The sequence below is a fragment of the Variovorax paradoxus genome (genome assembly GCF_030811855.1).
Taxonomy (GTDB): Bacteria; Pseudomonadota; Gammaproteobacteria; order Burkholderiales; family Burkholderiaceae_C; genus Variovorax; species Variovorax paradoxus_L.
Map to the genome: position 1 here is coordinate 323407 of NZ_JAUSRN010000003.1, position 23256 is coordinate 346662.

General features: G+C 65.2%; 26 protein-coding genes. 19 read left to right on the forward strand and 7 right to left on the reverse strand.

Annotated features, from left to right (window positions below):
• The first annotated feature begins 8 nt into the window (after positions 1 to 8).
• The 18 genes from J2X92_RS09490 to J2X92_RS09575 all read left to right on the forward strand — a co-directional run bounded on the left by J2X92_RS09490 (position 9) and on the right by J2X92_RS09575 (position 18194).
• Positions 9 to 3887: an FAD/FMN-binding oxidoreductase gene (locus tag J2X92_RS09490; RefSeq protein ID WP_307575178.1), complete on the forward strand. Its 3879-nt coding sequence runs from the start codon at positions 9 to 11 to the stop codon at positions 3885 to 3887.
• Positions 3884 to 4324: an HIT family protein gene (locus J2X92_RS09495; RefSeq protein ID WP_307575179.1), complete on the forward strand. Its 441-nt coding sequence runs from the start codon at positions 3884 to 3886 to the stop codon at positions 4322 to 4324. The genes J2X92_RS09490 and J2X92_RS09495 overlap by 4 nt, the downstream gene beginning before the upstream one ends.
• The gene (locus tag J2X92_RS09500) at positions 4324 to 4740 is read left to right on the forward strand and encodes a DUF971 domain-containing protein (protein ID WP_307575181.1); all 417 of its coding nucleotides are present in this window, start codon (positions 4324 to 4326) and stop codon (positions 4738 to 4740) included. Before J2X92_RS09495 ends, J2X92_RS09500 begins: the two co-directional genes overlap by 1 nt.
• 155 nt (positions 4741 to 4895) lie before the next feature.
• Positions 4896 to 5627 carry a bifunctional demethylmenaquinone methyltransferase/2-methoxy-6-polyprenyl-1,4-benzoquinol methylase UbiE gene (ubiE, locus tag J2X92_RS09505; protein ID WP_307575183.1) on the forward strand — a complete coding sequence of 244 codons (732 nt, stop codon included), beginning with the start codon at positions 4896 to 4898 and terminating at the stop codon, positions 5625 to 5627.
• 34 nt (positions 5628 to 5661) lie between these two features.
• Complete coding sequence (locus J2X92_RS09510) at positions 5662 to 6687, forward strand: Tim44 domain-containing protein (protein WP_307575184.1); 1026 nt, start codon at positions 5662 to 5664, stop codon at positions 6685 to 6687.
• Between the two features lie 48 nt (positions 6688 to 6735).
• Entirely contained in the window at positions 6736 to 7296 is a 561-nt protein-coding gene (locus J2X92_RS09515; RefSeq protein WP_055802870.1) for a ubiquinone biosynthesis accessory factor UbiJ, read from the forward strand.
• Positions 7293 to 8858 carry a ubiquinone biosynthesis regulatory protein kinase UbiB gene (gene ubiB, locus J2X92_RS09520; RefSeq protein WP_307575187.1) on the forward strand — a complete coding sequence of 522 codons (1566 nt, stop codon included), beginning with the start codon at positions 7293 to 7295 and terminating at the stop codon, positions 8856 to 8858. The genes J2X92_RS09515 and ubiB overlap by 4 nt, the downstream gene beginning before the upstream one ends.
• A gap of 12 nt (positions 8859 to 8870) precedes the next feature.
• Positions 8871 to 10319: a sodium:solute symporter family protein gene (locus J2X92_RS09525; protein WP_307575188.1), complete on the forward strand. Its 1449-nt coding sequence runs from the start codon at positions 8871 to 8873 to the stop codon at positions 10317 to 10319.
• A 112-nt stretch (positions 10320 to 10431) separates the two neighbouring features.
• Positions 10432 to 10782, forward strand: a complete 351-nt coding sequence (locus tag J2X92_RS09530; RefSeq protein ID WP_307575190.1) for an FmdB family zinc ribbon protein — start codon at positions 10432 to 10434, stop codon at positions 10780 to 10782.
• An 11-nt stretch (positions 10783 to 10793) separates the two neighbouring features.
• Positions 10794 to 11414, forward strand: coding sequence for a DUF502 domain-containing protein (locus J2X92_RS09535; RefSeq protein WP_093023792.1), 621 nt, complete (start codon positions 10794 to 10796; stop codon positions 11412 to 11414).
• Between the two features lie 33 nt (positions 11415 to 11447).
• Complete coding sequence (gene aspS / locus J2X92_RS09540) at positions 11448 to 13253, forward strand: aspartate--tRNA ligase (protein ID WP_307575193.1); 1806 nt, start codon at positions 11448 to 11450, stop codon at positions 13251 to 13253.
• Positions 13254 to 13260: 7 nt separating this feature from the next.
• A complete protein-coding gene (gene nudB, locus J2X92_RS09545) occupies positions 13261 to 13734 on the forward strand; it encodes a dihydroneopterin triphosphate diphosphatase (protein WP_307575195.1) in 474 nt (157 codons plus the stop codon).
• A complete protein-coding gene (locus tag J2X92_RS09550) occupies positions 13731 to 14483 on the forward strand; it encodes an endonuclease/exonuclease/phosphatase family protein (protein WP_307575196.1) in 753 nt (250 codons plus the stop codon). The genes nudB and J2X92_RS09550 overlap by 4 nt, the downstream gene beginning before the upstream one ends.
• An 82-nt stretch (positions 14484 to 14565) precedes the next feature.
• Positions 14566 to 15297 (forward strand): GTP cyclohydrolase I, encoded by a 732-nt coding sequence (folE, locus tag J2X92_RS09555; protein ID WP_307575197.1) that lies wholly within the window; start codon positions 14566 to 14568, stop codon positions 15295 to 15297.
• A 2-nt stretch (positions 15298 to 15299) separates the two neighbouring features.
• Positions 15300 to 15722: a BLUF domain-containing protein gene (locus tag J2X92_RS09560; RefSeq protein WP_093023802.1), complete on the forward strand. Its 423-nt coding sequence runs from the start codon at positions 15300 to 15302 to the stop codon at positions 15720 to 15722.
• Between the two features lie 110 nt (positions 15723 to 15832).
• Positions 15833 to 16714: a DMT family transporter gene (locus J2X92_RS09565; RefSeq protein WP_307575198.1), complete on the forward strand. Its 882-nt coding sequence runs from the start codon at positions 15833 to 15835 to the stop codon at positions 16712 to 16714.
• 11 nt (positions 16715 to 16725) lie between these two features.
• Positions 16726 to 17550 carry a DUF429 domain-containing protein gene (locus J2X92_RS09570; protein WP_307575199.1) on the forward strand — a complete coding sequence of 275 codons (825 nt, stop codon included), beginning with the start codon at positions 16726 to 16728 and terminating at the stop codon, positions 17548 to 17550.
• Between the two features lie 128 nt (positions 17551 to 17678).
• Entirely contained in the window at positions 17679 to 18194 is a 516-nt protein-coding gene (locus J2X92_RS09575) for a BON domain-containing protein (protein ID WP_307575200.1), read from the forward strand.
• 75 nt (positions 18195 to 18269) lie between these two features.
• Here the strand turns inward: J2X92_RS09575 and J2X92_RS09580 are convergent, their stop codons facing one another.
• The 6 genes from J2X92_RS09580 to J2X92_RS09605 all read right to left on the reverse strand — a co-directional run bounded on the left by J2X92_RS09580 (position 18270) and on the right by J2X92_RS09605 (position 21855).
• Entirely contained in the window at positions 18270 to 18830 is a 561-nt protein-coding gene (locus J2X92_RS09580) for a ferritin-like domain-containing protein (protein WP_307575201.1), read from the reverse strand.
• Positions 18827 to 19315, reverse strand: coding sequence for a hypothetical protein (locus J2X92_RS09585; protein WP_307575203.1), 489 nt, complete (start codon positions 19313 to 19315; stop codon positions 18827 to 18829). The genes J2X92_RS09580 and J2X92_RS09585 overlap by 4 nt, the downstream gene beginning before the upstream one ends.
• Positions 19302 to 19685 (reverse strand): hypothetical protein, encoded by a 384-nt coding sequence (locus J2X92_RS09590; protein WP_307575204.1) that lies wholly within the window; start codon positions 19683 to 19685, stop codon positions 19302 to 19304. Before J2X92_RS09590 ends, J2X92_RS09585 begins: the two co-directional genes overlap by 14 nt.
• 41 nt (positions 19686 to 19726) lie before the next feature.
• Positions 19727 to 20104, reverse strand: a complete 378-nt coding sequence (locus J2X92_RS09595; RefSeq protein WP_307575205.1) for a hypothetical protein — start codon at positions 20102 to 20104, stop codon at positions 19727 to 19729.
• Positions 20105 to 20158: 54 nt separating this feature from the next.
• Positions 20159 to 20323 (reverse strand): DUF1328 domain-containing protein, encoded by a 165-nt coding sequence (locus tag J2X92_RS09600; protein ID WP_015866884.1) that lies wholly within the window; start codon positions 20321 to 20323, stop codon positions 20159 to 20161.
• A 212-nt stretch (positions 20324 to 20535) separates the two neighbouring features.
• Positions 20536 to 21855, reverse strand: coding sequence for a CHASE3 domain-containing protein (locus tag J2X92_RS09605; protein WP_307575207.1), 1320 nt, complete (start codon positions 21853 to 21855; stop codon positions 20536 to 20538).
• A gap of 131 nt (positions 21856 to 21986) precedes the next feature.
• Between J2X92_RS09605 and J2X92_RS09610 the strand changes: the two genes are divergently transcribed.
• Complete coding sequence (locus tag J2X92_RS09610) at positions 21987 to 22619, forward strand: response regulator (RefSeq protein ID WP_007837167.1); 633 nt, start codon at positions 21987 to 21989, stop codon at positions 22617 to 22619.
• A gap of 61 nt (positions 22620 to 22680) precedes the next feature.
• Here J2X92_RS09610 and J2X92_RS09615 read toward each other — a convergent pair whose 3' ends face one another.
• Positions 22681 to 23085: a response regulator gene (locus J2X92_RS09615; protein ID WP_307575208.1), complete on the reverse strand. Its 405-nt coding sequence runs from the start codon at positions 23083 to 23085 to the stop codon at positions 22681 to 22683.
• Positions 23086 to 23256 lie beyond the last annotated feature (171 nt).

The window sequence follows — 23256 nt, forward strand, 5'->3', positions numbered from 1 at the left end:
CACCCCCGATGAATGCTCCGACTGCGTTGACCACGCTGTTGTCGCAGGCCGCAGAGCCTGTACGACTGCGCGAGATCCCCTATAACTACACCAGCTTTTCCGATCGCGAGATCGTGATCCGCCTGCTGGGCGCGCGCGGCTGGGAACTGCTCCAGACGCTCCGTGCCGAGCGCCGCACCGGCCGATCGGCCCGCATGCTGTACGAAGTGCTCGGCGACATCTGGGTGGTCCAGCGCAACCCCTACCTTGTCGACGACCTGCTGGACAATCCTCGCCGCCGCGGGCAACTGGTCGATGCGCTCAGGCACCGCCTTGCTGAAGTGCAGAAGCGCCGCACCCCCGACAGCGACCTGCCGCGCGACCAGCTCGTGGGCGAACTCACGGGCCTCGTCGGCCAGGCCGTCGCGGCTTTCGACACCGCTTTTCGGGACGTGGCGGCCCTTCGCCGCAAGGCCACGCGCGTGCTGGGCCGCCTCACGGCCAAGGACAACATCAAGTTCGACGGCCTCTCGCGCGTGTCGCACGTGACCGACGCCACCGACTGGCGCGTGGAATATCCCTTCGTGGTGCTGTGCCCCGACACCGAGGCCGAGATGGCCCTGCTGGTCAAAGGCTGCATCGAGCTGGGGCTCACCATCATTCCGCGCGGCGGCGGCACCGGCTACACCGGCGGCGCCATTCCACTCACGTGGAAGAGCGTGGTCATCAACACCGAGAAGCTCGAGGCCATGACCGAGGTCGAGATGGTCTCGCTTCCAGGCCTAGATGCGCCCGTGGCCACGGTCTGGACCGAGGCGGGCGTGGTCACGCAGCGCGTGGCCGACGCCGCCGAGCGCGCGGGCTATGTGTTCGCGGTCGACCCCACCTCCGCCGAAGCCTCGTGCGTCGGTGGCAACGTGGCGATGAATGCGGGCGGCAAGAAGGCCGTGCTCTGGGGCACGGCGCTCGACAACCTGGCGTCGTGGCGCATGGTGACGCCGCAGGCCGAATGGCTCGAAGTCACGCGCATTGGCCACAACCTCGGCAAGATCCACGACGCCGAGAGCGCCGTGTTCGAGCTGCAGTACTACGCCGCCGACGGCAAGACCAAGCTGCGCACCGAGCGCCTCGACATTCCGGGCCGCACCTTCCGAAAGGAGGGCCTGGGCAAGGACGTGACCGACAAGTTCCTCTCGGGCCTGCCCGGCATCCAGAAAGAGGGCTGCGACGGCCTCATCACCAGCTGCCGCTGGGTGGTGCACCGCATGCCGGCGCACACGCGTACCGTGTGCCTCGAATTCTTCGGCAACGCGAAGGACGCGGTGCCCAGCATTGTCGAGATCAAGGACTTCATGTTCGCCGAGCAGAAGCGCTCGGGCGTGCTGCTGGCCGGCCTGGAGCATCTGGACGACCGCTACCTGAAGGCAGTCGGCTACGCCACCAAGTCAAAAAAACACGGCGGCCTGCCGAAGATGGTGCTGTTCGGCGACATCGCGGGCGACGATGCCGACGCGGTGGCGCGCGTCACCTCCGAAGTGGTGCGCATCGCCAATTCGCGCAGCGGCGAAGGCTTCGTCGCCATCAGCCCTGAGGCGCGCAAGAAATTCTGGCTCGACCGCAAGCGCACGGCCGCCATCAGCAAGCACACCAACGCTTTCAAGATCAACGAAGACGTGGTGATTCCGCTGCCGCGCATGGCCGAGTACAGCGACGGCATCGAGCGCATCAACATCGAGCTCTCGCTCAAGAACAAGCTGGAGCTCACCGACGCGCTCGAGGCCTTTTTGCTGCGCGGCAACCTGCCGCTTGGCAAGAGCGACGACGCGCATGAAATTCCGGCGGCCGAGCTGCTCGAAGACCGCGTGGCGCAGGCCGTGGCGCTGGTGCAGAGCGTGCGTGCGCTCTGGGCCGAATGGCTGCGCGACGCCGACCGGCTGTTTCCGCAACTGCAGGACCACACCTTGCGCGCCAGCTGGAAGACTCAGTTGCGCCAGCCGCTGCAGGAGATCTTCAGCGGCGCCGAATTCGCGCCCATCGTTGCCGAATGCGTGGCCATCCACAAGCAGGTGCTCAAGGGCCGCGTGTGGGTCGCGCTGCACATGCATGCCGGCGACGGCAACGTGCACACCAACATTCCGGTCAACAGCGACAACTACGACATGCTGCAGACCGCGCATGCCGCGGTGGTGCGCATCATGGCGCTGGCGCGCAGCCTCGACGGCGTGATTTCGGGCGAGCACGGCATCGGCATCACCAAGCTCGAATTCCTGAGCGACGAAGAGCTGAAGCCCTTCATGGACTACAAGCAGCGCGTCGACCCCGAGGGCCGCTTCAACAAGGGCAAGCTGGTGCGCCCCCCTGCCGGCGAAAACGTCGAGCTGCATGCCGATTTGACCAACGCCTACACGCCGAGCTTCGGCCTCATGGGACACGAGTCGCTGATCATGCAGCAGAGCGACATTGGCGCCATTGCAGACAGCGTGAAGGACTGCCTGCGCTGCGGCAAGTGCAAGCCGGTGTGCGCCACTCACGTGCCGCGCGCCAACCTGCTGTACAGCCCGCGCAACAAGATCCTTGCCACTTCGCTGCTGGTCGAGGCCTTCCTGTATGAAGAGCAGACCCGGCGCGGCATCAGCATCAAGCATTGGGAAGAATTCGAGGACGTGGCCGACCACTGCACCGTATGCCACAAGTGCCTCACGCCATGCCCGGTGAAGATCGACTTCGGCGACGTGTCGATGAACATGCGCAACCTGCTGCGCAAGATGGGGCAGAAGAGCTTCCGCCCCGGCAACGCGGCAGCGATGTTCTTCCTCAATGCAACCAACCCGCAGACCATCAAGGCAGTGCGTGCGGGCATGGTGGGCATCGGCTTCAAGGCACAGCGCCTGGCCAACGACCTGCTGCGCGGGCTTGCCCGCAAGCAGACTGCTGCGCCGCCGGCCACGCTCGGCCCGGCCCCGATCAAGGAGCAGGTGATCCACTTCATCAACAAGAAGATGCCGGGCAACCTGCCGAAGCAGACGGCGCGCGCGCTGCTCGACATCGAGGATGCCGACTACGTGCCGATCATCCGCAACCCGAAGGCGACCACCTCGGAGACGGAGGCGGTGTTCTACTTTCCGGGCTGTGGCTCGGAGCGCCTGTTCTCGCAGGTTGGCCTCGCCACGCAGGCCATGCTCTGGCATGCGGGCGTGCAGACGGTGCTGCCGCCGGGCTACCTGTGCTGCGGCTATCCGCAGCGCGGTAGCGGCCAGTTCGACAAGGCCGAGAAGATGATCACGGACAACCGCGTGCTCTTCCATCGCGTCGCCAACACGTTGAACTACCTGGACATCAAGACCGTGGTGGTGAGTTGCGGCACCTGCTATGACCAGCTGCAGGGCTACCAGTTCGACAAGATCTTTCCGGGCTGCCGCATCATCGACATCCACGAATACCTGCTCGAGAAGGGCATCACGCTCGCCGATGCGGGCGGTGGCGGCTACCTGTACCACGACCCTTGCCACAGTCCGATGAAGCTGCAGGACCCGATGAAGACCGTGAAGGCGCTGGTTGGCGACAACGTGCTGAAGAACGACCGCTGCTGCGGCGAATCGGGCACGCTGGGCGTGTCGCGGCCCGACATTTCGACGCAGATCCGCTTCCGCAAGGAAGAAGAGCTGAAAAAGGGCGAAGCCGCATTGCGCGCGAACGGCCAGGTCGGCGAAAAGGACAACGTGAAGATCCTCACCAGCTGCCCGAGCTGCCTGCAAGGCCTCTCGCGCTATGGCAACGACCTGAACAACGGTCTGCTCGAAGCCGACTACATCGTGGTCGAGATGGCCAACAAGATTCTCGGCAAGGACTGGATGCCCGAATACGTAGCAGCGGCTAACCACGGCGGAATTGAGCGGGTGCTGGTATGACGAAGCAGCAGGGTTGCCCCTTTTGCGAAGGCCCCGGCGGCCGCATCGTGTTCGAAGGTGCGAAGCTTCGCGTCATCCATGCCGAGGAGGCCGGCTTCCCGGCTTTCTACCGCGTGATCTGGCGCGAACATGCGGCGGAATTTTCGGACCTTGATGCGGCCGACCGCGCGCTGTGCATGGAAGCGGTGACGATTGTCGAGCAGTGCCTGCGCGAGCACCTGTCGCCGGACAAGATCAACCTCGCGGCGCTCGGCAACATGGTCCCGCACCTGCATTGGCACGTGATCGCGCGCTTTGCAGGCGACACCCATTTTCCGGGCTCGGTGTGGGCTCCGGTGCAGCGCGAGGCAGATGCCGCCCAGCTGGCTGCCGTGGCCGCGCGCCTGCCTGAACTGGAGCGTGCGATGATGGCCCGACTGGGCACAAGGAGCTTCTGATGGCAGGTTTGCAAGCCGGCGCACCAACGCCGCAATCGATCACCGTGCATGGCCAGTCGCGCGTGCTCGAGGTCGGGTTTTCCGACGGTGCGACCTTCCGCATTCCCTTCGAGCTGATGCGCATCTATTCGCCGTCTGCCGAAGTGCAGGGCCATGGCCCGGGGCAGGAGATCCTGCAGACGGGCAAGCGCGATGTCGAACTTGTCGATCTGAAGCCCGTCGGGAATTACGCTGTGCAGCCGGTCTTCAGTGACGGCCACGACACGGGCATCTTTTCGTGGGGCCTGCTGTATGAGCTCGGCGCAAAGCAATCCGAGCTCTGGGCCGAATATGAACGCCGGCTTGCCGCGGCGGGCGTCGACCGCGATGCGCCGATGATCGACAAAGGCGGTGGCGCCGCCTGCGGCAGCCATTGACCCGGCGCGACCGCTTCCACTTCTGAAAATAGCGCCTCGCACGCCTGCGGGGCGCGCCTTGCGGCGCCCGCTGTTTGAAGAAAAAGCAACGAATGCCCGCCGTCTTCGGAGGGTCGCGTTCTTGAGGTGTGTGCTTCCGCCCTAATATCAGGCCCATGAGCACCACCCATTTCGGCTTCGAAAAAGTCGACGAGAGCGAGAAAGCGCAACGTGTCCGCGGCGTCTTCGATTCCGTCGCCACGCGTTACGACCTCATGAACGACCTGATGTCGATGGGGCTGCACCGCGCCTGGAAGGCCTACACCGTGATGGTCGCCAACGTGGGCGAAGGTTCGCGCGTGCTCGACATCGCGGGCGGCACCGGCGACCTCGCGCTGGCTTTCTCCAAGAAGGTGGGCGCCAGCGGCCAAGTGGTGCACACCGACATCAACGAAGCCATGCTGCGCACCGGGCGCGACCGCCTGCTCGATGCGGGCGTGGCGCTGCCAACGCTGGTGTGCGACGCGGAAAAGCTGCCGTTCCCGAACGACCATTTCGACGTGGTGACCGTGGCATTCGGCCTTCGCAACATGACCCACAAAGACTTGGCCCTGAAGGAGATGAACCGCGTGCTCAAGCCGCGCGGCAAGCTCCTGGTGCTCGAGTTCTCGAAGGTCGCCAAGCCGCTTGCCAAGGCCTACGACTGGTATTCGTTCAGCGTTCTGCCGCGCCTGGGCAAGCTGGTGGCGGGCGACGACGCGAGCTATCGCTACCTGGCCGAATCCATCCGGATGCACCCCGCGCAGGACGAGCTCAAGACCCTCATGAAAGAGGGCGGTTTCGGGCATGTGGACTATCACAACATGACGGGTGGCGTGGTTGCCCTTCATGTTGGAATCAAGTGTTGATGACGCGAATTCTTCGCTCAAAAGAGGAGACGACATGAAAAGTTTGAGTTCTTTGTTCCTGGCCTGCGTGCTGGCCCTGGTCAGCGTGCAAGCCGATGCAGCGCGCATCGGCGGCGGCAAGTCGGTCGGCCGCCAGTCGTCCAACGTGACGCAGCGCGAATCCGCATCGCCGACCGCGCCCACGCAGCAAAGCGCGACCAGCACAGCGCCGAAGCCAGCCACGCCGGCACCGGCCGCCGCGGCGCCGAAGCGGCCCTGGGGCGCCATGCTCGGCGGCCTCGCTGCCGGCCTTGGCCTCGCATGGCTCGCGAATTCGCTGGGCCTTGGCGCCGGCTTTGCCAACATCCTGCTGATCGGGCTGCTCGTGATGGCCGCGTTGTTCGTGTGGCGCATGTTCAAGGCGCGCTCGGCGGCGTCGTCGAGCGCCAACCGCCCGGGCGGCTTCGCATTCGAAGGCGCAGGCAATCCGGCGAATGCCAGTTCTCCCGCGCAGTACAGCCCGAACAACGTCGGCAATGACGCGTCGGCCCGGCCCTGGGAGCGCAACACCAGCGCGTTCGACGCCACGCCCGCACACACCGACGAACGGCACGGCAGCAGCCTTTCCGCAGCGGGTGCAGCGGCCGGCGGCAGCATGATCGGCTCGGCGCTGTCGGGTTCGCAGTCGTGGGGCATCCCGGTCGGCTTCGACGTCGACGGATTCCTGGCAGCCGCCAAGCGCAACTTCGTGACCCTGCAGGACGCCTGGGACCGCGCTGACGTCAGCACCCTGCGCTCGATGATGACCGACGGCATGGTCGACGAGATTCGCGCCCAGTTGGCCGACCGCGCCAGCCACACCGGCGGCGCCTCGAACAAGACCGAAGTCGTCATGCTCGACGCCAAGCTGCTGGGCATCGAGGAACTGGCCGACGTCTACATGGCGAGCGTGGAGTTCTCCGGCATGATCCGCGAAGACGCCTCCGCAGGCCCTGGCCCGTTCCGCGAAGTCTGGAACATGACCAAGCCCACCAGCGGCACCAGCGGCTGGCTCGTGGCGGGCGTGCAAGCGCTGCAGTAAGCGCATTCCGGCGGCCGGAAGGCCGCCCGCAGAACCGATAATGGGGACATGGCCACACCATCGTCCCCATTTTCTTTTCTCGACGATCTGTTCAATCGCATCGGCGAGCGTCTGCAGCCGCCTGCCTGGGCGGTGCACGAGATACAGCATCGCGCGGTGCTGTTTTTGAATCACGTGCTGCAGCAGGAACCCGAGGCCCAGCAGCGGCTGCTGCGGCAGCAGGGGAGGGTGGTGCGCTTCCAGTGGCGCTTTGTGACGATGGAGCTGGTGGCCACGCCCGCCGGCCTCCTCGACCTCGCGCCCGCCGGATCGGTGCCCGAGCTCACGCTCACCGTCACCGACGAATCCCCTTTTGACTTGGCCCGCAACACGTTGCGCGGCGGCAAGCCATCGGTGCAGATCATCGGCGACGTGCAGCTCGCGGCCGAAGTCAACTGGCTGGTCGACCATGTGCGCTGGGATCTCGAGGACGACCTCGCCCGGCTGATTGGCGATGTGCCGGCGCACACCATTTCCAACGGCGCGCGCCGGGTGGTGGGTGCACTGCGCCAGTTCGTCGGCGATCGCAAGCCCCAGCAGGCCGGCGGTTCGGCGAGCACGCCCGAATGAGGCGCTTCTACCGCGGGCTTTTCATCGTCTGGGTCGCGCTGCGCTACGGCCTGGACGAGCTCGTGCTCACGAGCTTCCAGAAGCCCTGGCTGCGCGTGGTGGCGCGCGTCGTTTCCATCGGCCGCAATCTCGATGCGCCCCGCGGCCAGCGGCTGCGCGAGGCGCTCGAACGGCTGGGGCCCATCTTCGTCAAGTTCGGCCAGGTGCTGTCCACCCGGCGCGACCTGCTGCCGCCCGATATTGCCGACGAGCTCGCGTTCCTGCAGGACCGGGTGCCGCCGTTCCCCTCGTCGGTGGCCATCGCGACCATCGAGCGCGCCTTCCGCCGTCCGGTGGGCGACGTGTTCGTGCAGTTCGACGAGACGCCGATTGCCAGCGCCTCGATTGCGCAGGTGCACTTTGCGACCATTCGCACCAACGATGACGAGGTGCGCGAGGTCGCGGTCAAGGTGCTGCGTCCCAGCATGCGCGGCGTCATCGAGAAAGACCTGGCGCTCATGGCCATGATGGCCGGCTGGGTCGAGAGGCTCTCGCCCGACGGCAAGCGCCTGAAGCCGCGCGAGGTGGTGGGCGAGTTCGACAAGTACCTGCACGACGAGCTCGACCTGGTGCGCGAAGCGGCCAACGCCGCCCAGCTGCGCCGCAACATGGTCGAGCTCGACCTGGTGCTGATTCCCGAGATGTTCTGGGACTTCTGCCACCCCGAGGTGATCGTGATGGAGCGCATGAACGGCGTGCCCATTGCCCAGCTCGACCGCCTGCGTGCAGCCGGCGTGGACATTCCCAAGCTGGCGCGCGACGGTGTCACCATCTTCTTCACGCAGGTGTTCCGTGACGGCTTCTTTCACGCCGACATGCACCCGGGCAACATCCAGGTGAGCCTCGCGCCCGAGACCTTCGGGCGCTACATTTCGCTCGACTTCGGGATCATCGGCACGCTGACCGAGTCGGACAAGGAATATCTGGCGCAGAACTTCGTGGCCTTTTTCCGGCGCGACTACAAGCGCGTGGCCGAGCTTCACCTCGAGAGCGGCTGGGTGCCCGAAGGCACCCGCATCGACGAGCTCGAAGCGGCGATACGCACCGTTTGCGAACCGTACTTCGACCGGCCGCTGCGGGAAATCTCGCTCGGCATGGTGCTGATGCGGCTGTTCCAGACCTCGCGCCGCTTCCATGTCGAGATCCAGCCACAGCTGGTGCTGCTGCAGAAAACCCTGCTCAACATCGAGGGATTGGGCCGCCAGCTCGACCCCGAGCTCGACCTCTGGCATACGGCCAAGCCGTTCCTGGAGAAATGGATGGTCGACCAGATCGGTCCCAGGAAACTGTTCGAGCAGCTCAAGGCCGAGGCGCCGCGCTATGCAAAATTGCTGCCGCAATTGCCGCGCCTGCTGCACGATTTCCTTGAGAATCGGCCCGCCGACCACCGCCGCGAGCTGCTGGAACTGCTGGCAGCGCAGAAGCGCGCCAACCGGATGCTGCAGGCCATTCTCTATGGTGGCATGGGATTTGTATTGGGGTTGCTCGCCATGCAGTTGCTGGTGCGCGTGAAGTTGTTCTAGAGGAGAGTCCCCGTGCTGTTGACGCTGGTTGTCGTTTATCTGCTGGTCACCATCGCGATCGGCCTCTACGCCGCCAAGCGGGTGAAGAACACCACCGACTTCGCGATTGCCGGTCGGCATCTGCCGCTCTACATGATCGTGACGACCACCTTCGCGACCTGGTTCGGGTCCGAAACGGTGCTTGGCATTCCCGCCAAGTTCATCGAGGGCGGCCTGAACGGGGTGATCGAAGACCCCTTCGGCGCGGGCACCTGCCTCATCCTGGTGGGGCTGTTCTTCGCGGGCAAGCTGTACCGCATGACGCTTTTGACCATCAGCGACTACTACCGCGAGCGCTATGGCCGGGGCGTCGAGGTGGCCTGCTCGCTCATCATCATGCTGAGCTACCTCGGCTGGGTGTCGGCGCAGGTCACGGCGCTGGGGCTGGTATTCAACGTGCTCTCGGCTGGTGCCATCAGCATTCCGGTGGGCATGGTGATCGGCGTGGTCTCGATCCTGGCGTACACCCTGTTCGGCGGCATGTGGTCGGTGGCGGTCACCGATTTCATCCAGATGATCATCCTCGTCGCGGGGCTTGCCATCATTGCCGTGTTCGCGGGCAACATGGCTGGCGGCGCCGACAAGGTGGTGGCCTTTGCGGTCAGCAAGGACCTCTTCAAGTTCTGGCCCGAGCCCAACTGGCACGACATGGTGTTCTTCTTTGCCGCGGCCATCACGATGATGCTGGGCTCCATTCCGCAGCAGGACGTGTTCCAGCGCGTCATGTCGGCCAACAGCACCAAGGCCGCCACGCGGGGCCCCGTCATTGGCGGCGTCGCTTACATCCTCTTCGCCTCCGTCCCCATGTTCCTGGTGGCGAGCGCGCTCCTGATCATGCCGGAGCAGACGGCCGCGCTGCTGAAGGAAGATCCGCAGAAGGTGCTGCCCACGCTGGTGCTCGAGAAGATGCCCTTCGTGATGCAGGTGCTGTTCTTCGGCGCGCTGCTGTCGGCCATCAAGTCGACCGCCTCGGCCACCTTGCTGGCACCGAGCGTCACGTTCACCGAGAACATCTGGCGCCAGTTTCGGCCCGCGGGAACCGACCGCCAGAACCTCATGACCATGCGCATCACGGTGCTGGTCTTCAGTGCGGCGGTGCTGGCCTACGCCATCCGCATGCAGGGCACGCCCATCTACGAACTGGTGTCGGGCGCCTACCAGGTGCCGCTGGTCGGCGCATTCGTGCCGCTGGTGTGCGGGCTCTACTGGCGCCGCGCCACCACCCAGGGCGCTGTCGCCTCCATTTTGTTCGGCATCGGCACCTGGCTGCTGTTCCTGTCGATGCCCTGGGGCGCGGCATTCCCGGCTCAGCTGGCCGGCGTGCTCGCTTCCTTTGCCGGCATGGTGGCCGGGTCGCTGGCACCGCAGTGGGTCGCCAATACCCGCACACCGCACCGGCTGCTGGCCACGGAACCGGCCTGAAGACGCGCCTCTTGGCGGGGCGGCCCTTATAATCGAGGGCTTTGCGAGCGACCTTTGCCAGGCTTTTACCAAGCCTTTTGCCGAGTCCGCGCCGCTTTTCCACTCAATTCCAATGCCCATTTACGCCTACAAGTGCAGTGCCTGCGGCTTTGCCAAGGATGCACTGCAAAAAATGTCCGATGCGCCGCTCACGGTGTGCCCGACGTGCGGCGCGAGTGCGTTCGAGAAGCAAGTCACCGCCGCCGGTTTCCAGCTCAAGGGTTCCGGCTGGTACGTGACTGATTTCCGAGACGGCGGCGGCAAGAAGGCCGAGCCTGCAACCGCGGCTCCCGCGGCAGCCAACGGTGACGCCGCCGCGCCGGCCCCAGCCGCCAAGACCGCGGAAGCTTCCAGCCCCGCGCCAGCTCCCGCGCCCAGCCCGGCGCCGGCCCCCGCCGCAGCCGCAGCCGCCAAGGGCGCCTGAGAACACACACCATGCTCGCCCTGCGCAAATGGCTGTTTTCCGGCTTGCTGGTGATCGTTCCGCTGTTCATCACCCTGGCGGTGCTGAAGTGGATCATCGACACGCTGGATCAGACGCTCTGGGTGCTGCCGTCGGTCTGGCAGAAGTGGCTGTACGACAACAACGTGCGCGGTCTCGGCGTGCTGCTCACGCTGGGCATCCTGCTGGGCGTGGGCGCCACTGCGAGCAATTTCGTGGGCAAGCGCCTGCTCGGCTGGGGCGACGCGGTGGTGCGGCGCATTCCGGTCGTCCGTTCGATCTATTCGAGCGTCAAGCAGGTGTCCGACACGCTCTTTTCCGAGAATGGCAATGCCTTCCGGACGGCCGTGCTGGTGCAGTGGCCGCGCGAGGGGGTTTGGACCATCGCCTTTGTTACCGGCACGCCCGGCGGTGACGTGGTCGAGCACCTGGGCGGCGGCGACTACCTCAGCGTCTACGTACCGACCACGCCCAATCCCACGGGCGGATATTTCGTGATGCTCAAGCGCAGCGACTGCATCGAACTCAAGATGAGCGTGGACGAAGCGCTCAAGTACATCGTCTCGATGGGGGTGGTCGTTCCCGGCGGCCCTTCTTCCCTCGCGAACAAGTAGAAAACGCGCCTTCGCGGCGCTGGAATCCAAGATATGGCCATGCGTACTCACTATTGCGGTCTTGTGACCGAAGCCCTGATGGGCCAAACCGTCACCCTGTGCGGCTGGGTCAACCGCCGCCGCGACCATGGCGGCGTGATCTTCGTCGACGTGCGCGACCGCGAAGGCTACGTGCAGGTGGTGTGCGACCCCGATCGCGCCTCCACCTTCGCCGTGGCCGAGAACCTGCGAAATGAGTTCTGCGTGCAGATCACGGGCCTGGTGCGTTCGCGCCCCGAAGGCACGACCAACGACCAGCTCAAGAGCGGCAAGATCGAAGTGCTGTGCCACGAGCTCAAGGTGCTTAACCCGTCGGTCACGCCGCCGTTCCTGCTGGACGACGACAACCTGTCGGAAACCACCCGCCTCACGCACCGCGTGCTCGACCTGCGCCGCCCCGCCATGCAGCGCAACATGATGCTGCGCTACAAGGTGACGATGGAGACGCGCAAGTTCCTCGATGCCAACGGCTTCATCGACATCGAGACCCCGATGCTCGGCAAGTCCACGCCCGAAGGCGCGCGCGACTACCTCGTGCCCAGCCGCGTGCACGACGGCAGCTTCTTTGCGCTGCCGCAGTCGCCCCAGCTCTTCAAGCAGCTCCTGATGGTGGCCGGCTACGACCGCTACTACCAGATCGTGAAGTGCTTCCGCGACGAAGACCTGCGCGCCGACCGCCAGCCCGAGTTCACGCAGATCGACATCGAGACCTCGTTCCTCGCCGAAGAAGAAATCCGCGAGATGTTCGAGGGCATGATCCGCACCGTGTTCCGCAATGCCGCGAGCATCGACCTGCCTGTGTTCCCGACCATGAGCTATGCCGACGCCATGTTCAAGTACGGCTCCGACAAGCCCGACCTGCGCGTGAAGCTCGAATTCACCGAGCTCACCGAGCTCATGAAGCGCGTCGAGTTCAAGGTGTTCTCGAATGCCGCCACCATGAAGGGCGGCCGCGTGGTCGCGCTGCGCGTGCCAGGCGGCGGCGCCGAGGGCGGCCTCTCGCGCGGCGAGATCGACGCGTATCAAGAGTTCGTCAAGATCTACGGCGCCAAGGGCCTGGCCTACATCAAGGTCAATGACGCGCAAGCCGGCCGCGAAGGCCTGCAGAGCCCGATCGTCAAGAACCTCGACGACGCGGCGCTGGCCGAGATCATCGCCCGCACGGGTGCCCGCAACGGCGACATCCTGTTCTTCGGCGCCGACAAGGAAAAGGTCGTCAACGACGCCATCGGCGCACTGCGCGTGAAGATCGGCCACAGCGCCTTCGGCAAGAAGAGCGGCCTGTTCGACGACCGCTGGGCGCCTCTCTGGGTCGTCGACTTCCCGATGTTCGAGTTCGACGAGGAAGGCCAGCGCTGGTCGGCCGTGCACCATCCGTTCACCGCACCCAAGGACGGCCATGAAGACCTCATGGACACCGCGCCCGAGAAGTGCATTGCCAAGGCCTATGACATGGTGCTGAACGGCATCGAGATGGGCGGCGGCTCGGTGCGTATCCACCGCGAGGAAGTGCAGAGCAAGGTCTTCCGCGCGCTCAAGATCAACGCAGAGGACGCGCAGCTCAAGTTCGGCTTCCTGCTCGACGCGCTGCAGTACGGCGCACCGCCGCACGGCGGCATCGCCATCGGCCTCGATCGCCTGGTCATGCTCATGACCGGTGCCGAGTCAATCCGCGACGTGATTGCCTTCCCCAAGACCCAGCGCGCGCAAGACCTGCTCACGCAGGCGCCGAGCCCGGTCGACGAAAAGCAGCTGCGCGAGCTGCACATCCGGCTGCGCAACGTCCACCAGCCTGCCTGATGCGCCCATGACGACCATCGCCCGGCCCTGGAAGATTCCGGAGTCGGTGCTGGTCGTCATTCACACGCCGGCGCTCGAGGTGCTGCTGATCCGGCGCGCCGATGCCCATGAGTTCTGGCAGTCGGTTACGGGCAGCAAGGACGTGCTCGACGAGCCGCTGGCGCTCACCGCGGCGCGCGAGGTGGCGGAAGAAACCGGTATCCAGTGCGGGGAGGGCAGCCCGCTGGCAGCCCGGCTGGTCGACTGGCAGCTGCGCAACGTCTACGAAATCTATCCCGGCTGGCGTACGCGCTACGAGCCCGGCATCACGCACAACACCGAGCATCTCTTCGGGCTCTGCGTGCCCGAGCGCATGGTGCCCACGCTTCACCCCCGCGAGCACACGGCCTGGAAATGGTTGCCCTATCGCGAGGCCGCCGATGCGTGTTTTTCTCCATCGAATGCCGAAGCCATTCTGTTGCTGCCAAAATTTGCTCGATGAACCTGCCGGCACACACGCTTCGGGTCGCGACCTACAACATCCACAAGGGTGTGCAAGGCATCGGCCCTGCCCGGCGCCTGGAAATCCATAACCTGGGGCACGCCATCGAGCAACTCGATGCCGACATCATCTGCCTACAAGAGGTGCGCAAGATGAACCGGCAGGCGCAGGCGCGTTTTGCGCGCTGGCCCGAGATGCCGCAGGCCGATTTTCTGGCGCCCGAGGGCTACACCGCAGTCTACGAAACCAATGCCGTCACGCGCCACGGGGAGCATGGCAACGCGCTGCTCACCCGGTGGCCGGTGATCCGTACCGGGCACCAGGATATTTCAGACCATCGATTCGAGCAGCGCGGGCTGCTGCACGTCGTCATCGAATTCGAGGAACGACCGGTGCATGCCATCGTGGTGCACCTGGGACTCATCAAGGGCAGCCGCGTGCGGCAGGTGGCCCGGCTGCGCGAGTTCATCGAACGCGAAGTGCCGGCGGGCGAAGCGGTGGTGGTGGCGGGCGACTTCAACGACTGGGGCGCACGCATGCGCCACGCCATGAATGCCATGGGCCTGCGCGACACCAGCGACCTGCGCGGCCCGCCAACGCTCACCTATCCCTCGCGCCTGCCCGTGGCACAGCTTGACTTCATCTACGCGAGGCAGCTCGAGCCGGCCGCCTGCTCGGTGCCGCGGGGCCCGATCTGGGCCCGGATGTCCGACCACCTGCCGCTGGTGGCCGATTTCACGCTGGCCTAAGGCCGATCCGGCGGTCTTTGCGGCCCGCGCACCGCTTCTCCCGCCTCGGCAGCCCAAATGCGTTCGCTGATACCATGCGCGGATGCTGAGGAAAACCGACGTGGAACCGCGCCCTGATGGCAACAATGACGACGAGGGCACACCCGTCTCGGTGAAGATCCGCGAGCGCCTGACGGCCGCGCGCAAGCGCTTCAACGCCAACGACAACATCGCCGAGTTCATCGCGCCGGGCGAGCTCGAGTCTTTGCTCGACGAGGTCGAGGTCAAGATGAAGGGCGTGCTCGAAAGCCTGGTGATCGATCTCGAGAACGATCACAACACCGGCAACACCGCGCGCCGCGTGGCCAAGATGTACCTCAACGAAGTGTTCAGGGGCCGCTACGTGGCGCCGCCTTCGCTCACCGAGTTTCCGAACGCCGAGCACCTGAACGAGCTGATGATCGTCGGCCCGATCACCGTGCGCAGCGCCTGCTCGCACCACTTCTGCCCGATCATCGGCAAGCTGTGGATCGGCATCATGCCGAACGAGCACACCAACGTCATCGGCCTGTCCAAGTACGCCCGCCTTGCCGAATGGGTCATGGGGCGTCCGCAGATCCAGGAAGAAGCCGTGGTGCAATTGGCCGACCTGATCCAGGAAAAGACCCAGCCAGACGGCCTGGCGCTGGTGATGGAAGCCGAGCACTTCTGCATGGCCTGGCGCGGCGTGAAGGAAATGGACAGCAAGATGATCAACTCCGTGATGCGCGGCGTGTTCCTGAAAGACCCGAGCCTGCGCCGCGAATTTCTTTCCCTCTTGCCGAGAAGGAGCTGAACATGCTCGTGAGACTTCTCTATGCCAGCCGCGCCGTGGACAACAGCCCCGAGGCGGTCGAAGCCATCCTTGCGCAATCGCGCGCGCACAACACGTCCTGCGGCATCACCGGCATTCTTTGTTATGGCGCAGGCACCTTCCTGCAGGCCATCGAAGGCGGGCGCACGGCCATCAGCGAGCTGTACGGCCACATCCAGCGCGATGCGCGCCACAAGGACGTGGTGCTGCTGCACTACGAAGAAATTTCCGAGCGCCGCTTCGGCGGCTGGACCATGGGGCAGGTCAACCTCTCCAAGCTCAATGCCTCGACCCTGCTCAAGTACTCGGAAAAGCCCGAGCTCAATCCGTACGCGGTGTCGGGCAAGGTCTCGCTGGCGCTGCTCGAAGAATTGATGGCCACCGCCGCCATCGTCGGCCGCCACTAGAACACGTGCCCCCACGCTCGGCACTTCGTGTCCTCGCTGCCCCCCGAGGGGGCCGCTCGCGCCTTGGGGCGGCCCGGCGGCGCTCGATCGCGCGTAGCTTGTAGTCAGGGGTGCCCCTCTCCGCCTTCGCACTGATCCTGCTCGCCGGGATCATCCACGCCAGCTGGAACATCGCCGCCAAAAAGGCGAATGGCGATGCACGCTTTGCCTTCCAGAGCGGTGTGTTCATGGCCATCGTGTGGGCGCCGGTAGGCATCGCACTGGGCTGGCGCGTGGTGCCAGGCTGGGGCCTGAAGGAGTGGGGCTTCATCGCGCTGAGCGGCGTGCTTCACGTCTTCTATTACGTGATCCTGCTGCGCGGCTACCGCAAGTCCGACCTCACTGTGGTCTATCCGCTGGCGCGTGGTTCGGGGCCGCTGCTGTCGTCGCTGGTCGCAATCCTTTTCCTTGGCGAGCGCATCAGCCTGATCGGCGTTGCCGGCATCGCGGGCGTGGTGCTCGGCGTGTTCCTGGTGGCCGGCGGGCCGGGCCTGTGGCGCAAGAAGCATGACGTCATCCAGCGCGCCCGCGTGAAAAAGGGCATCCGCTACGGCGTGCTGACCGGCGCCTTTATCGCGGCCTACACGGTGGCCGACAGCTATGCGGTCAAATTCTTGGCGATGTCGCCGATCCTGCTCGACTACTTCAGCAACTTCGTGCGCGTGGGACTCTTGCTGCCCGCGGCGCTGCACGACCGCGCCACCACGGCGCGCATGTGGCGCGCGCAGTGGAAGTACGCGCTGCTCGTGGCGGCGATCAGTCCGGTCTCCTACGTGCTCGTGCTTTATGCGGTGCAGCAGGCGCCCATTTCGCACGTGGCGCCCGCGCGCGAAGTCTCGATGCTCTTTGCGGCGCTCATCGGCGGCCATCTGCTGCGCGAGGGCGATCGCCTGTTGCGCCTGCTGGGCGCCGCCTTCATTGCCGCTGGTGTGGTGGCGCTCGCGCTGGGGTGAAGGAGCGCGCGATGCTGCTCTTCGGATGCGATTTTTCATGCGCGCCCACCTCGCGCAAACCGATCGTCGTGGCCAGCGGCAGTGAAAGCAGGGCAGGCGCCCTGGTGCTGGAAGGCCTGCAGCGCTTCACGACGCTCGATGCCTGGGCCGATTGGCTGCGCGCCCAGCCTGAGTGGATCGGCGGCTTCGATTTTCCGTTCGGCCTTCCGCGCGAATTGGTCGAGCACCTGCGCTGGCCCACGGAATGGAACGCGCTCATCGCCCACTACGCCAGCCTCAGCCGTGCCGAGATCCGCATCACCTTTGCCGCTTTCTGCGCCGCGCGGCCGGTCGGCGGCAAGTTCGCGCACCGGGCCACCGACGCGCCCGCCGGTTCGAGCCCGTCGATGAAATGGGTCAACCCGCCCGTGGCCTTCATGCTCCATGCGGGCGTGCCGCCGCTGCTGGCCGCGGGCGCGAAATTGCCGGGCCTGCACGCCGGCGGCAACCGGAACCGCGTGGCGCTCGAGGCTTATCCGGGGCTGCTGGCGCGCGAACTGATCGGGCGTCGCAGCTACAAGAGCGACGACCTGGCCAAGCAGACGCCTGAGCGGCTTGCGGCGCGACGCGATCTGCTCGCAGCGCTCGAAGCCGGTGCCTCCCGGCTGGGCCTGCAACTGGTGCTCAGCGATGCGCAGCGCGCCGAGTTGCTCGGCGATGCCCGCGGCGACCATGTCGATGCGGTGCTCTGCCTGGTGCAGGCGGCCTGGAGCGCACAGCGCGCTTCGACACCCGGACCGGGCTACGGCCTGCCGGAGCAGTTCGATCCGCTCGAAGGCTGGATCGTGACAGCCTGATTCCTGTCCTACAGGATTTCGGGCCACTCGCCATACCTTGGCTACCCAGCCCTAAAGCTAGAGTGAGGACGGCTGCTTCCGCGGCCATGCCTTTTTCCCAGCTCCGTGAGAGCGCCTGGAGGACTCAAATGAACAAGATTCGTCAAACTACCTTGCCGTACCCGCGAACGTGGCTCGCCCTGCTGCTGGCCGGCGCCGCACTGACGCTCGCCGCATGCGATGGGCCAGACAACCGCACGGCGGGCCAGAAGCTCGACAGCGCCATTGAGAAGACCGAGAAGGCGGCCGATACCGCTGCAGCCAAGACGGGAGAGGCCGTCCGCGATGCCAAGGCCAAGATCGATGCCTCCGGCGCCACCGCCGAGGTGAAGGAGGGACTCGCCAACCTGAAGGATGCCGCCAAGAGCGCCGGCAACGCCGTGAGTGCGACGGCGGACGATGGCGCGATCACCTCGTCGGTTTCCGCCGGCCTCGCCAAGGACCCGGAACTGAGTGCAATCAAGATCGACGTCGACACCAAAGGCGGCGTCGTCAGCCTCAAGGGGCCCGCGCCCAACGCCGCTGCCAAGACGCGTGCCGAGGAAATCGCCAAGGGCGTGCAGGGCGTGACCTCGGTGAACAACCAGCTCGAGGTGAAGGGCTGATCGCTTCGCTTCTTCCGTCCAAATGAAAAGCCCGATCTTCCGGGCTTTCTTCTGCGTGAAGGGGATTGACCCCGCTCAGTGGCCGAGCCAGTCCTTCAACTCGTCGGCATGCTCTTCCTCGTCGGAAAGAATGTCTTCCAGCATGCGCCGGGTGGTCGGGTCCTTGTCGCCGATCAGGTTGATCATCTGGCGGTAGGTTTCCACTGCAATGCGTTCGGCCACGAGGTTCGCGCGCACCATGGCTTGCAGGTCGGTGGATTCATCGTAGCTGGCATGGCTGCGATCGAGCAGGTGATTGGGTGCAAAGTCGGGCTCACCGCCCAGCTGCACGATGCGCTCCGCAATGCGGTCGGCATGGGCCGATTCTGCGTTGGCATGCACCAGGAATTCTTCGGCAATCTTCGGCGACGAGACGCCGTTGGCAGTGAAGTAGTGGCGCTTGTAGCGCAGCACACAGACCAGTTCGGTTGCGAGCGCGTCGTTCAACAGCTTCACGACGTCGTCCCGCCAGGGGCCGTAGCTCGGCGTGACGGCGCCTTCGTCGAGGCTCTTGGCGGCCTCGCCGATGGCTTTCTCGTCGAGCACCAGACGCTGGTGCCCTGCCGGGTTCGCGGCCGTGGAAACTTGGGCATTCATGAAGGGTCCTTTCGTGGGCTTGTGTTTTTCTGCATCAGCGTGTTGACGACGTCAGCCACGTCGGATGTCTTGAGCACAGCCGCCAGCACCGCCGTGAAGGAAAGCAGGCGCCACGGCTTGAGTAGCACGAGCGCGGCCCCCGTGGCCGCAGCAATCGCCATGAGCTTGGCGGGCTCCTTGCGCGCATAGTGTTCGAGCACCGGCCGCGCAAGCTGGCCCATGGCATGGGCCGGATGGCGGCGCCACCAGCGCTCGGTCATGCTGCGCGCCATCTGTACCCATCGTCGGGTCCCGCCGAACGAATGGCCTTGCGCCTCGGTGTCGGCGAAGTCTTGCGTTCCTGCCGGCTCCTGCGGCGCCGCAGCGCGCCTGAAGCGAGGGCGGTCGTCCCGCTCGTCGTCGCCGTTCAGCTCTCTGACGAGCGCCCGGCGCGAAATGGCAAGCCGCTCTTTCGGCGTGAGGGAATTGCGCTCAACGTCGTTCATGGCGGGCTCCTGCTTCGTGCAATGCCGTCAGGTCGGCATGGACCTGCTCGCGCAGGTCGTCGAACCCGTAGGCTGGAAACGGACGCGCGGCCAGCCAGGCGCAAATGCCGGCAATCACCAGCGCCGCGCCAGGCACGGCCACCAGCACCCAGTGGAAGCTGCCATGCAGCACGCCCATCAGCACCGCAACGCCGATGAGCCCCAGCGCCAGCATGGCGCTGGCCGCCGCCAGCACGCCGGCCACTATGCGCGTGACGATCCCGCGCCCCGCCTCGGAGGCCTCCTGCCTCACCAAGGCTGCATAGTTCGCGGCGTGTTCGGCAATGAGTTCCGGATGCCCGAGCACCGTGGAAAAGATCGGATGAAGCATGGTGCGGGGGATCGGTGGAACGGCGTATCAGCGGCAGTGGATCAGTAGTCGTCCCGGCGGTTACGGCTGGCCAGCACGATCAGCGCGGTGATCGCGGCGCCGGCTGCGGCGGCGATCAGCACCGAGCGCACGGGCTGGTCGGAGATATAGCGGCCAGTGACGTCCGCCGCCTGTTCGAGGCGGCGCTGGGCGCGGGCACTCGTGGTCGATGCTGCATCGAGCCCGCGCTGCACGGCCTGCTGCACGCGTGCAGCCAGTTGCTCGACCGCGGGTTCCGCATCGCGGCGCAGTTCTCGGACCTTCTCGCCGGCCGCATTCACCGCGTTCTGCGCATAGGCGCGGGTCGTCTCGACGGCGTCATTGGCGGTCTGGCGAGCCTCGTCGGCAAGTTGCGAGGGAGTCTTGGTCGTCGTGTTCATGAGAGTTTCCTTTCCGGGGAGATGAATTGCGGGAGCCTGTTGATCGTAACGACGCTACTTGCGCCTGAGCAAGCCGGCCAGGAAACTGGCGATGGCAAGCACGGCGAAGATCACGAAAAGGATCTTGGCGATCCCGACCGCGCTGGCTGCAATGCCGCCGAAACCGAACACGGCGGCAATCAGGGCGATGACCAGAAACACCACTGCGTAATACAACATGTGGACTCCTTCGAGGCTTCGCTCGTAGTTTTGAAGTGGCCCGTTCAAAGAAGAAGAGGAGATGAACGGCTTGGCTCCAACCTTAAGTGGCCCCCCCGCGAGGCCCTGTCAGCGACCGGGCGCGGGGTGCGTAGGAGATGGCCGAGTTCCTCCGGGGCAGCCCACTCAGCGGGGCGCGGCAGCGTGCCGCCGCGGTGGCCAGGCTGCTTGCCTCAGAGCACCTTGACCGTAGGCAGCATGGCGCTCAGGCGGGTGCCCCGGCCCGGCGTCGACGAGATGGTGAGCCTGCCGCGGGCGGCCTCGACCCGGTGGCGCATGCCGGCAAGGCCGTGGGTCGATGGGTGCACGCGACGGGGTTCGAAGCCCTTGCCGTTATCGGCCACTTCCACGATCACGTGGTTGTCGTAGTTCTTCAGCACGATGGTGGCCTCGGTGGCTTCGGCGTATTTGCCGATGTTGGTGAGGCTCTCCTGCACCATGCGGTAGATCGTGAGCTGGCGCGATTCGTCCATGATCACGGGTTCGAGCGCCATCTGCACCTGGATGCCCGAGCGCTCGGCGAATTCACGCCCCAGGATTTCGAGCGACGCGACCAGCCCGAGGTTCGAAAGCGACGAGGGCCGCAGGTCTTCGATGATGCGGCGCTTGAGCGCGATGCCACTGTTGAGAAGCTCCGTAAGGTGTTGCAGCCGCTGAGTAGCGTCAGGCGCATCCAGCAGCCTCGACTTGAGCCGGGCGACGTCCAGCTTGGCGGCGGTGAGCAGGGATCCGAGCTCATCGTGCAGCTCGCGGGCCAGGTAGCCGCGCTCCGTTTCGCGCACGTCCTGCAGGTGGGTGGCCAGTTCGGCCAGCGACGCGGTGCGGTCCCGCACCTCGTCTTCCAGCGCGTTGCGCTCACGCTGCAGCGTTTCCTGCTGGCGCTCCCCGATGGAGCGCAGTGCATGCGTCTGCCGCAGGTACAGGAAAAACGCAAAAAAGGCCGCGAGCGCCACGATCGCCGTGCCGATACGCGCGAGCTGCAGCGACTTCATCACCTGCACCTGGCTGTCCTGCAAGGTCTTGTTGCTGATGGCCACCAGGTCGAGGGCGCTCCTGCGGATGGCGTCCATTTCCTCGCGCCCGACGTCGGTCGTGATGACGAACTTCCACGCGTCATCCTTGCCGTCCTGACGCAGCCGCACGCTCATGTCCATTTCGGCGATCTTGCGCAGCACGTGCTTGGAGAGCTCCGCCAACTGGGTACGCTCGGTCGGCTGTTCGGCGTAAAGTTGGCGTAGCGTGGCCAGATGTCCGTCGACCTGCTTCACGGCCGCGTCGTAGGGTTGGCGGTAGCTGGCTTCGCCGGTCAGGAGGTAGCCTCGTTGGCCGGTTTCGGCATCGAGCATGTTCTGCAGGATGAGGTTCAGCGTGGCGCGCACCTTTTGCGCCTCGCTGATGTCCGCCAGAGCACGGCTCGACTGGCGATAACCGGCCTCGTTGATGCCAACGAGTGCCAGTGCAGCCAGCGCCGCGAGCAGGAGGCTCACGGCCATTTTTGGAGGGGCTAACCAGTGCATGAAACTTTCGACGGTGCTTTCAACACAAGTTCGTGAATAATCGATAACTAGCAGGGGACCGGCATGTTGCAGCTTCCACAGATGCGACACAACGAAGAAAGTAACAGATGATCAAAATTGGAATTGTGGACGACCACGCCATCGTGAGGTCTGGCCTCAGGCAGTTCTTCTCCGAACACGTCGACTTGCGCGTGGCCGGTGAAGCCGCCAGCGGCCGCGAAGCCATCGAGCTGGTACGCACCACCGAACTCGACGTGCTGGTGATGGACCTTTCCATGCCCGGGCAGAGCGGCATCGACGCCCTTGCGATGATCCGCGCCAAGGCGCCGGACGTGGGCATCCTGATCCTGAGCGGCTACCCCGAAGAGCACTACGCGATGAACCTCATCCGTCAGGGCGCGAGCGGGTACCTCAACAAGGAGTGCGACCCGATCGAGATCGTCAATGCAATTCGCACTATTTCGCTCGGCCGCCGCTACATCACGCCGGCCGTGGCGGAGTTGCTCGCGCGCCAGCTCGACCGCAAGGACGATGCTGCACCGCACGAACAACTGTCGGAACGGGAGTTCCAGGTGTTCTTGAAGCTTGCCAAGGGCGAAACCGCTGGCGACATCGCCAAGACGCTGTCGCTGTCGGTCAAGACGGTGAGCACCTACCGGACGCGCCTGATGGAGAAGATGAACCTGTCTTCCAACAGCGACCTCACGTACTACGCGCTGAAGAACAAGCTGATCGACTGAGAAGAACGGCAGAGCGCCGAACAAGAAGAAGCGGCCCATTGCGGCCGCTTTTTTGTTTGCTTCAGTCAGTGCTCGCAGCGGGGCGGTGAGCCACGGCCTCGAGGATGCAGAAGTCGACCAGCGCGTCGATCTCGTTCGACTTGTCGAACACCGCGTCGACGCCGAATTCGGCGCAGCGCCGCCGGATGTCGGGCGTCGCATAGTTGCTGAGCACCACCACCTTCTGGTTGGTCCGACGCGTGGTGCAGGCCTGGAGCACGCCCAGCCCGCTGCCCTGCTTGAGGAAAAGATCGACCACCGCCAAGTCCCACTCCTCGCTGTGGTCGTGCAGCCACTGCCTGGCATGCGCTTCGGTTTCGGCAAAGCCCACGACCGTCGTGCAGGTGAGTTCTTCCAGAGTGCCAATGAGGTTTTCACGGATCGTGGGGTTGTCTTCGACGATATAGGTCTGCAATCTGTTATCCATGCCGAACCGCGCTTCCTCTGACGTTGGCAGGTGCCTGTCTCCGAACTCCTGCTGGCGAATGCCTGCTCATCGAACATTGATGCGCCGCCGGAAAGCATCATGCAGGGTTCGGGGGGAGCGTGTTGTAGGCGGGTTCTGACGAAGCAGCTTTATCTCGTCGTTCCGTAGGCA

Bases quoted from the DNA above. Each gene is read 5' to 3' on its own strand.
- J2X92_RS09490 (WP_307575178.1), top strand. From the start codon at position 9: ATGAATGCTCCGACTGCGTTGACCACGCTGTTGTCGCAGGCCGCAGAG.
- J2X92_RS09495 (WP_307575179.1), top strand. From the start codon at position 3,884: ATGACGAAGCAGCAGGGTTGCCCCTTTTGCGAAGGCCCCGGCGGCCGC.
- J2X92_RS09500 (WP_307575181.1), top strand. From the start codon at position 4,324: ATGGCAGGTTTGCAAGCCGGCGCACCAACGCCGCAATCGATCACCGTG.
- ubiE (WP_307575183.1), top strand. From the start codon at position 4,896: ATGAGCACCACCCATTTCGGCTTCGAAAAAGTCGACGAGAGCGAGAAA.
- J2X92_RS09510 (WP_307575184.1), top strand. From the start codon at position 5,662: ATGAAAAGTTTGAGTTCTTTGTTCCTGGCCTGCGTGCTGGCCCTGGTC.
- J2X92_RS09515 (WP_055802870.1), top strand. From the start codon at position 6,736: ATGGCCACACCATCGTCCCCATTTTCTTTTCTCGACGATCTGTTCAAT.
- ubiB (WP_307575187.1), top strand. From the start codon at position 7,293: ATGAGGCGCTTCTACCGCGGGCTTTTCATCGTCTGGGTCGCGCTGCGC.
- J2X92_RS09530 (WP_307575190.1), top strand. From the start codon at position 10,432: ATGCCCATTTACGCCTACAAGTGCAGTGCCTGCGGCTTTGCCAAGGAT.
- J2X92_RS09535 (WP_093023792.1), top strand. From the start codon at position 10,794: ATGCTCGCCCTGCGCAAATGGCTGTTTTCCGGCTTGCTGGTGATCGTT.
- aspS (WP_307575193.1), top strand. From the start codon at position 11,448: ATGGCCATGCGTACTCACTATTGCGGTCTTGTGACCGAAGCCCTGATG.
- nudB (WP_307575195.1), top strand. From the start codon at position 13,261: ATGACGACCATCGCCCGGCCCTGGAAGATTCCGGAGTCGGTGCTGGTC.
- J2X92_RS09550 (WP_307575196.1), top strand. From the start codon at position 13,731: ATGAACCTGCCGGCACACACGCTTCGGGTCGCGACCTACAACATCCAC.
- folE (WP_307575197.1), top strand. From the start codon at position 14,566: ATGCTGAGGAAAACCGACGTGGAACCGCGCCCTGATGGCAACAATGAC.
- J2X92_RS09560 (WP_093023802.1), top strand. From the start codon at position 15,300: ATGCTCGTGAGACTTCTCTATGCCAGCCGCGCCGTGGACAACAGCCCC.
- J2X92_RS09570 (WP_307575199.1), top strand. From the start codon at position 16,726: ATGCTGCTCTTCGGATGCGATTTTTCATGCGCGCCCACCTCGCGCAAA.
- J2X92_RS09575 (WP_307575200.1), top strand. From the start codon at position 17,679: ATGAACAAGATTCGTCAAACTACCTTGCCGTACCCGCGAACGTGGCTC.
- J2X92_RS09580 (WP_307575201.1), bottom strand. From the start codon at position 18,830: ATGAATGCCCAAGTTTCCACGGCCGCGAACCCGGCAGGGCACCAGCGT.
- J2X92_RS09585 (WP_307575203.1), bottom strand. From the start codon at position 19,315: ATGAACGACGTTGAGCGCAATTCCCTCACGCCGAAAGAGCGGCTTGCC.
- J2X92_RS09590 (WP_307575204.1), bottom strand. From the start codon at position 19,685: ATGCTTCATCCGATCTTTTCCACGGTGCTCGGGCATCCGGAACTCATT.
- J2X92_RS09595 (WP_307575205.1), bottom strand. From the start codon at position 20,104: ATGAACACGACGACCAAGACTCCCTCGCAACTTGCCGACGAGGCTCGC.
- J2X92_RS09600 (WP_015866884.1), bottom strand. From the start codon at position 20,323: ATGTTGTATTACGCAGTGGTGTTTCTGGTCATCGCCCTGATTGCCGCC.
- J2X92_RS09605 (WP_307575207.1), bottom strand. From the start codon at position 21,855: ATGGCCGTGAGCCTCCTGCTCGCGGCGCTGGCTGCACTGGCACTCGTT.
- J2X92_RS09610 (WP_007837167.1), top strand. From the start codon at position 21,987: ATGATCAAAATTGGAATTGTGGACGACCACGCCATCGTGAGGTCTGGC.
- J2X92_RS09615 (WP_307575208.1), bottom strand. From the start codon at position 23,085: ATGGATAACAGATTGCAGACCTATATCGTCGAAGACAACCCCACGATC.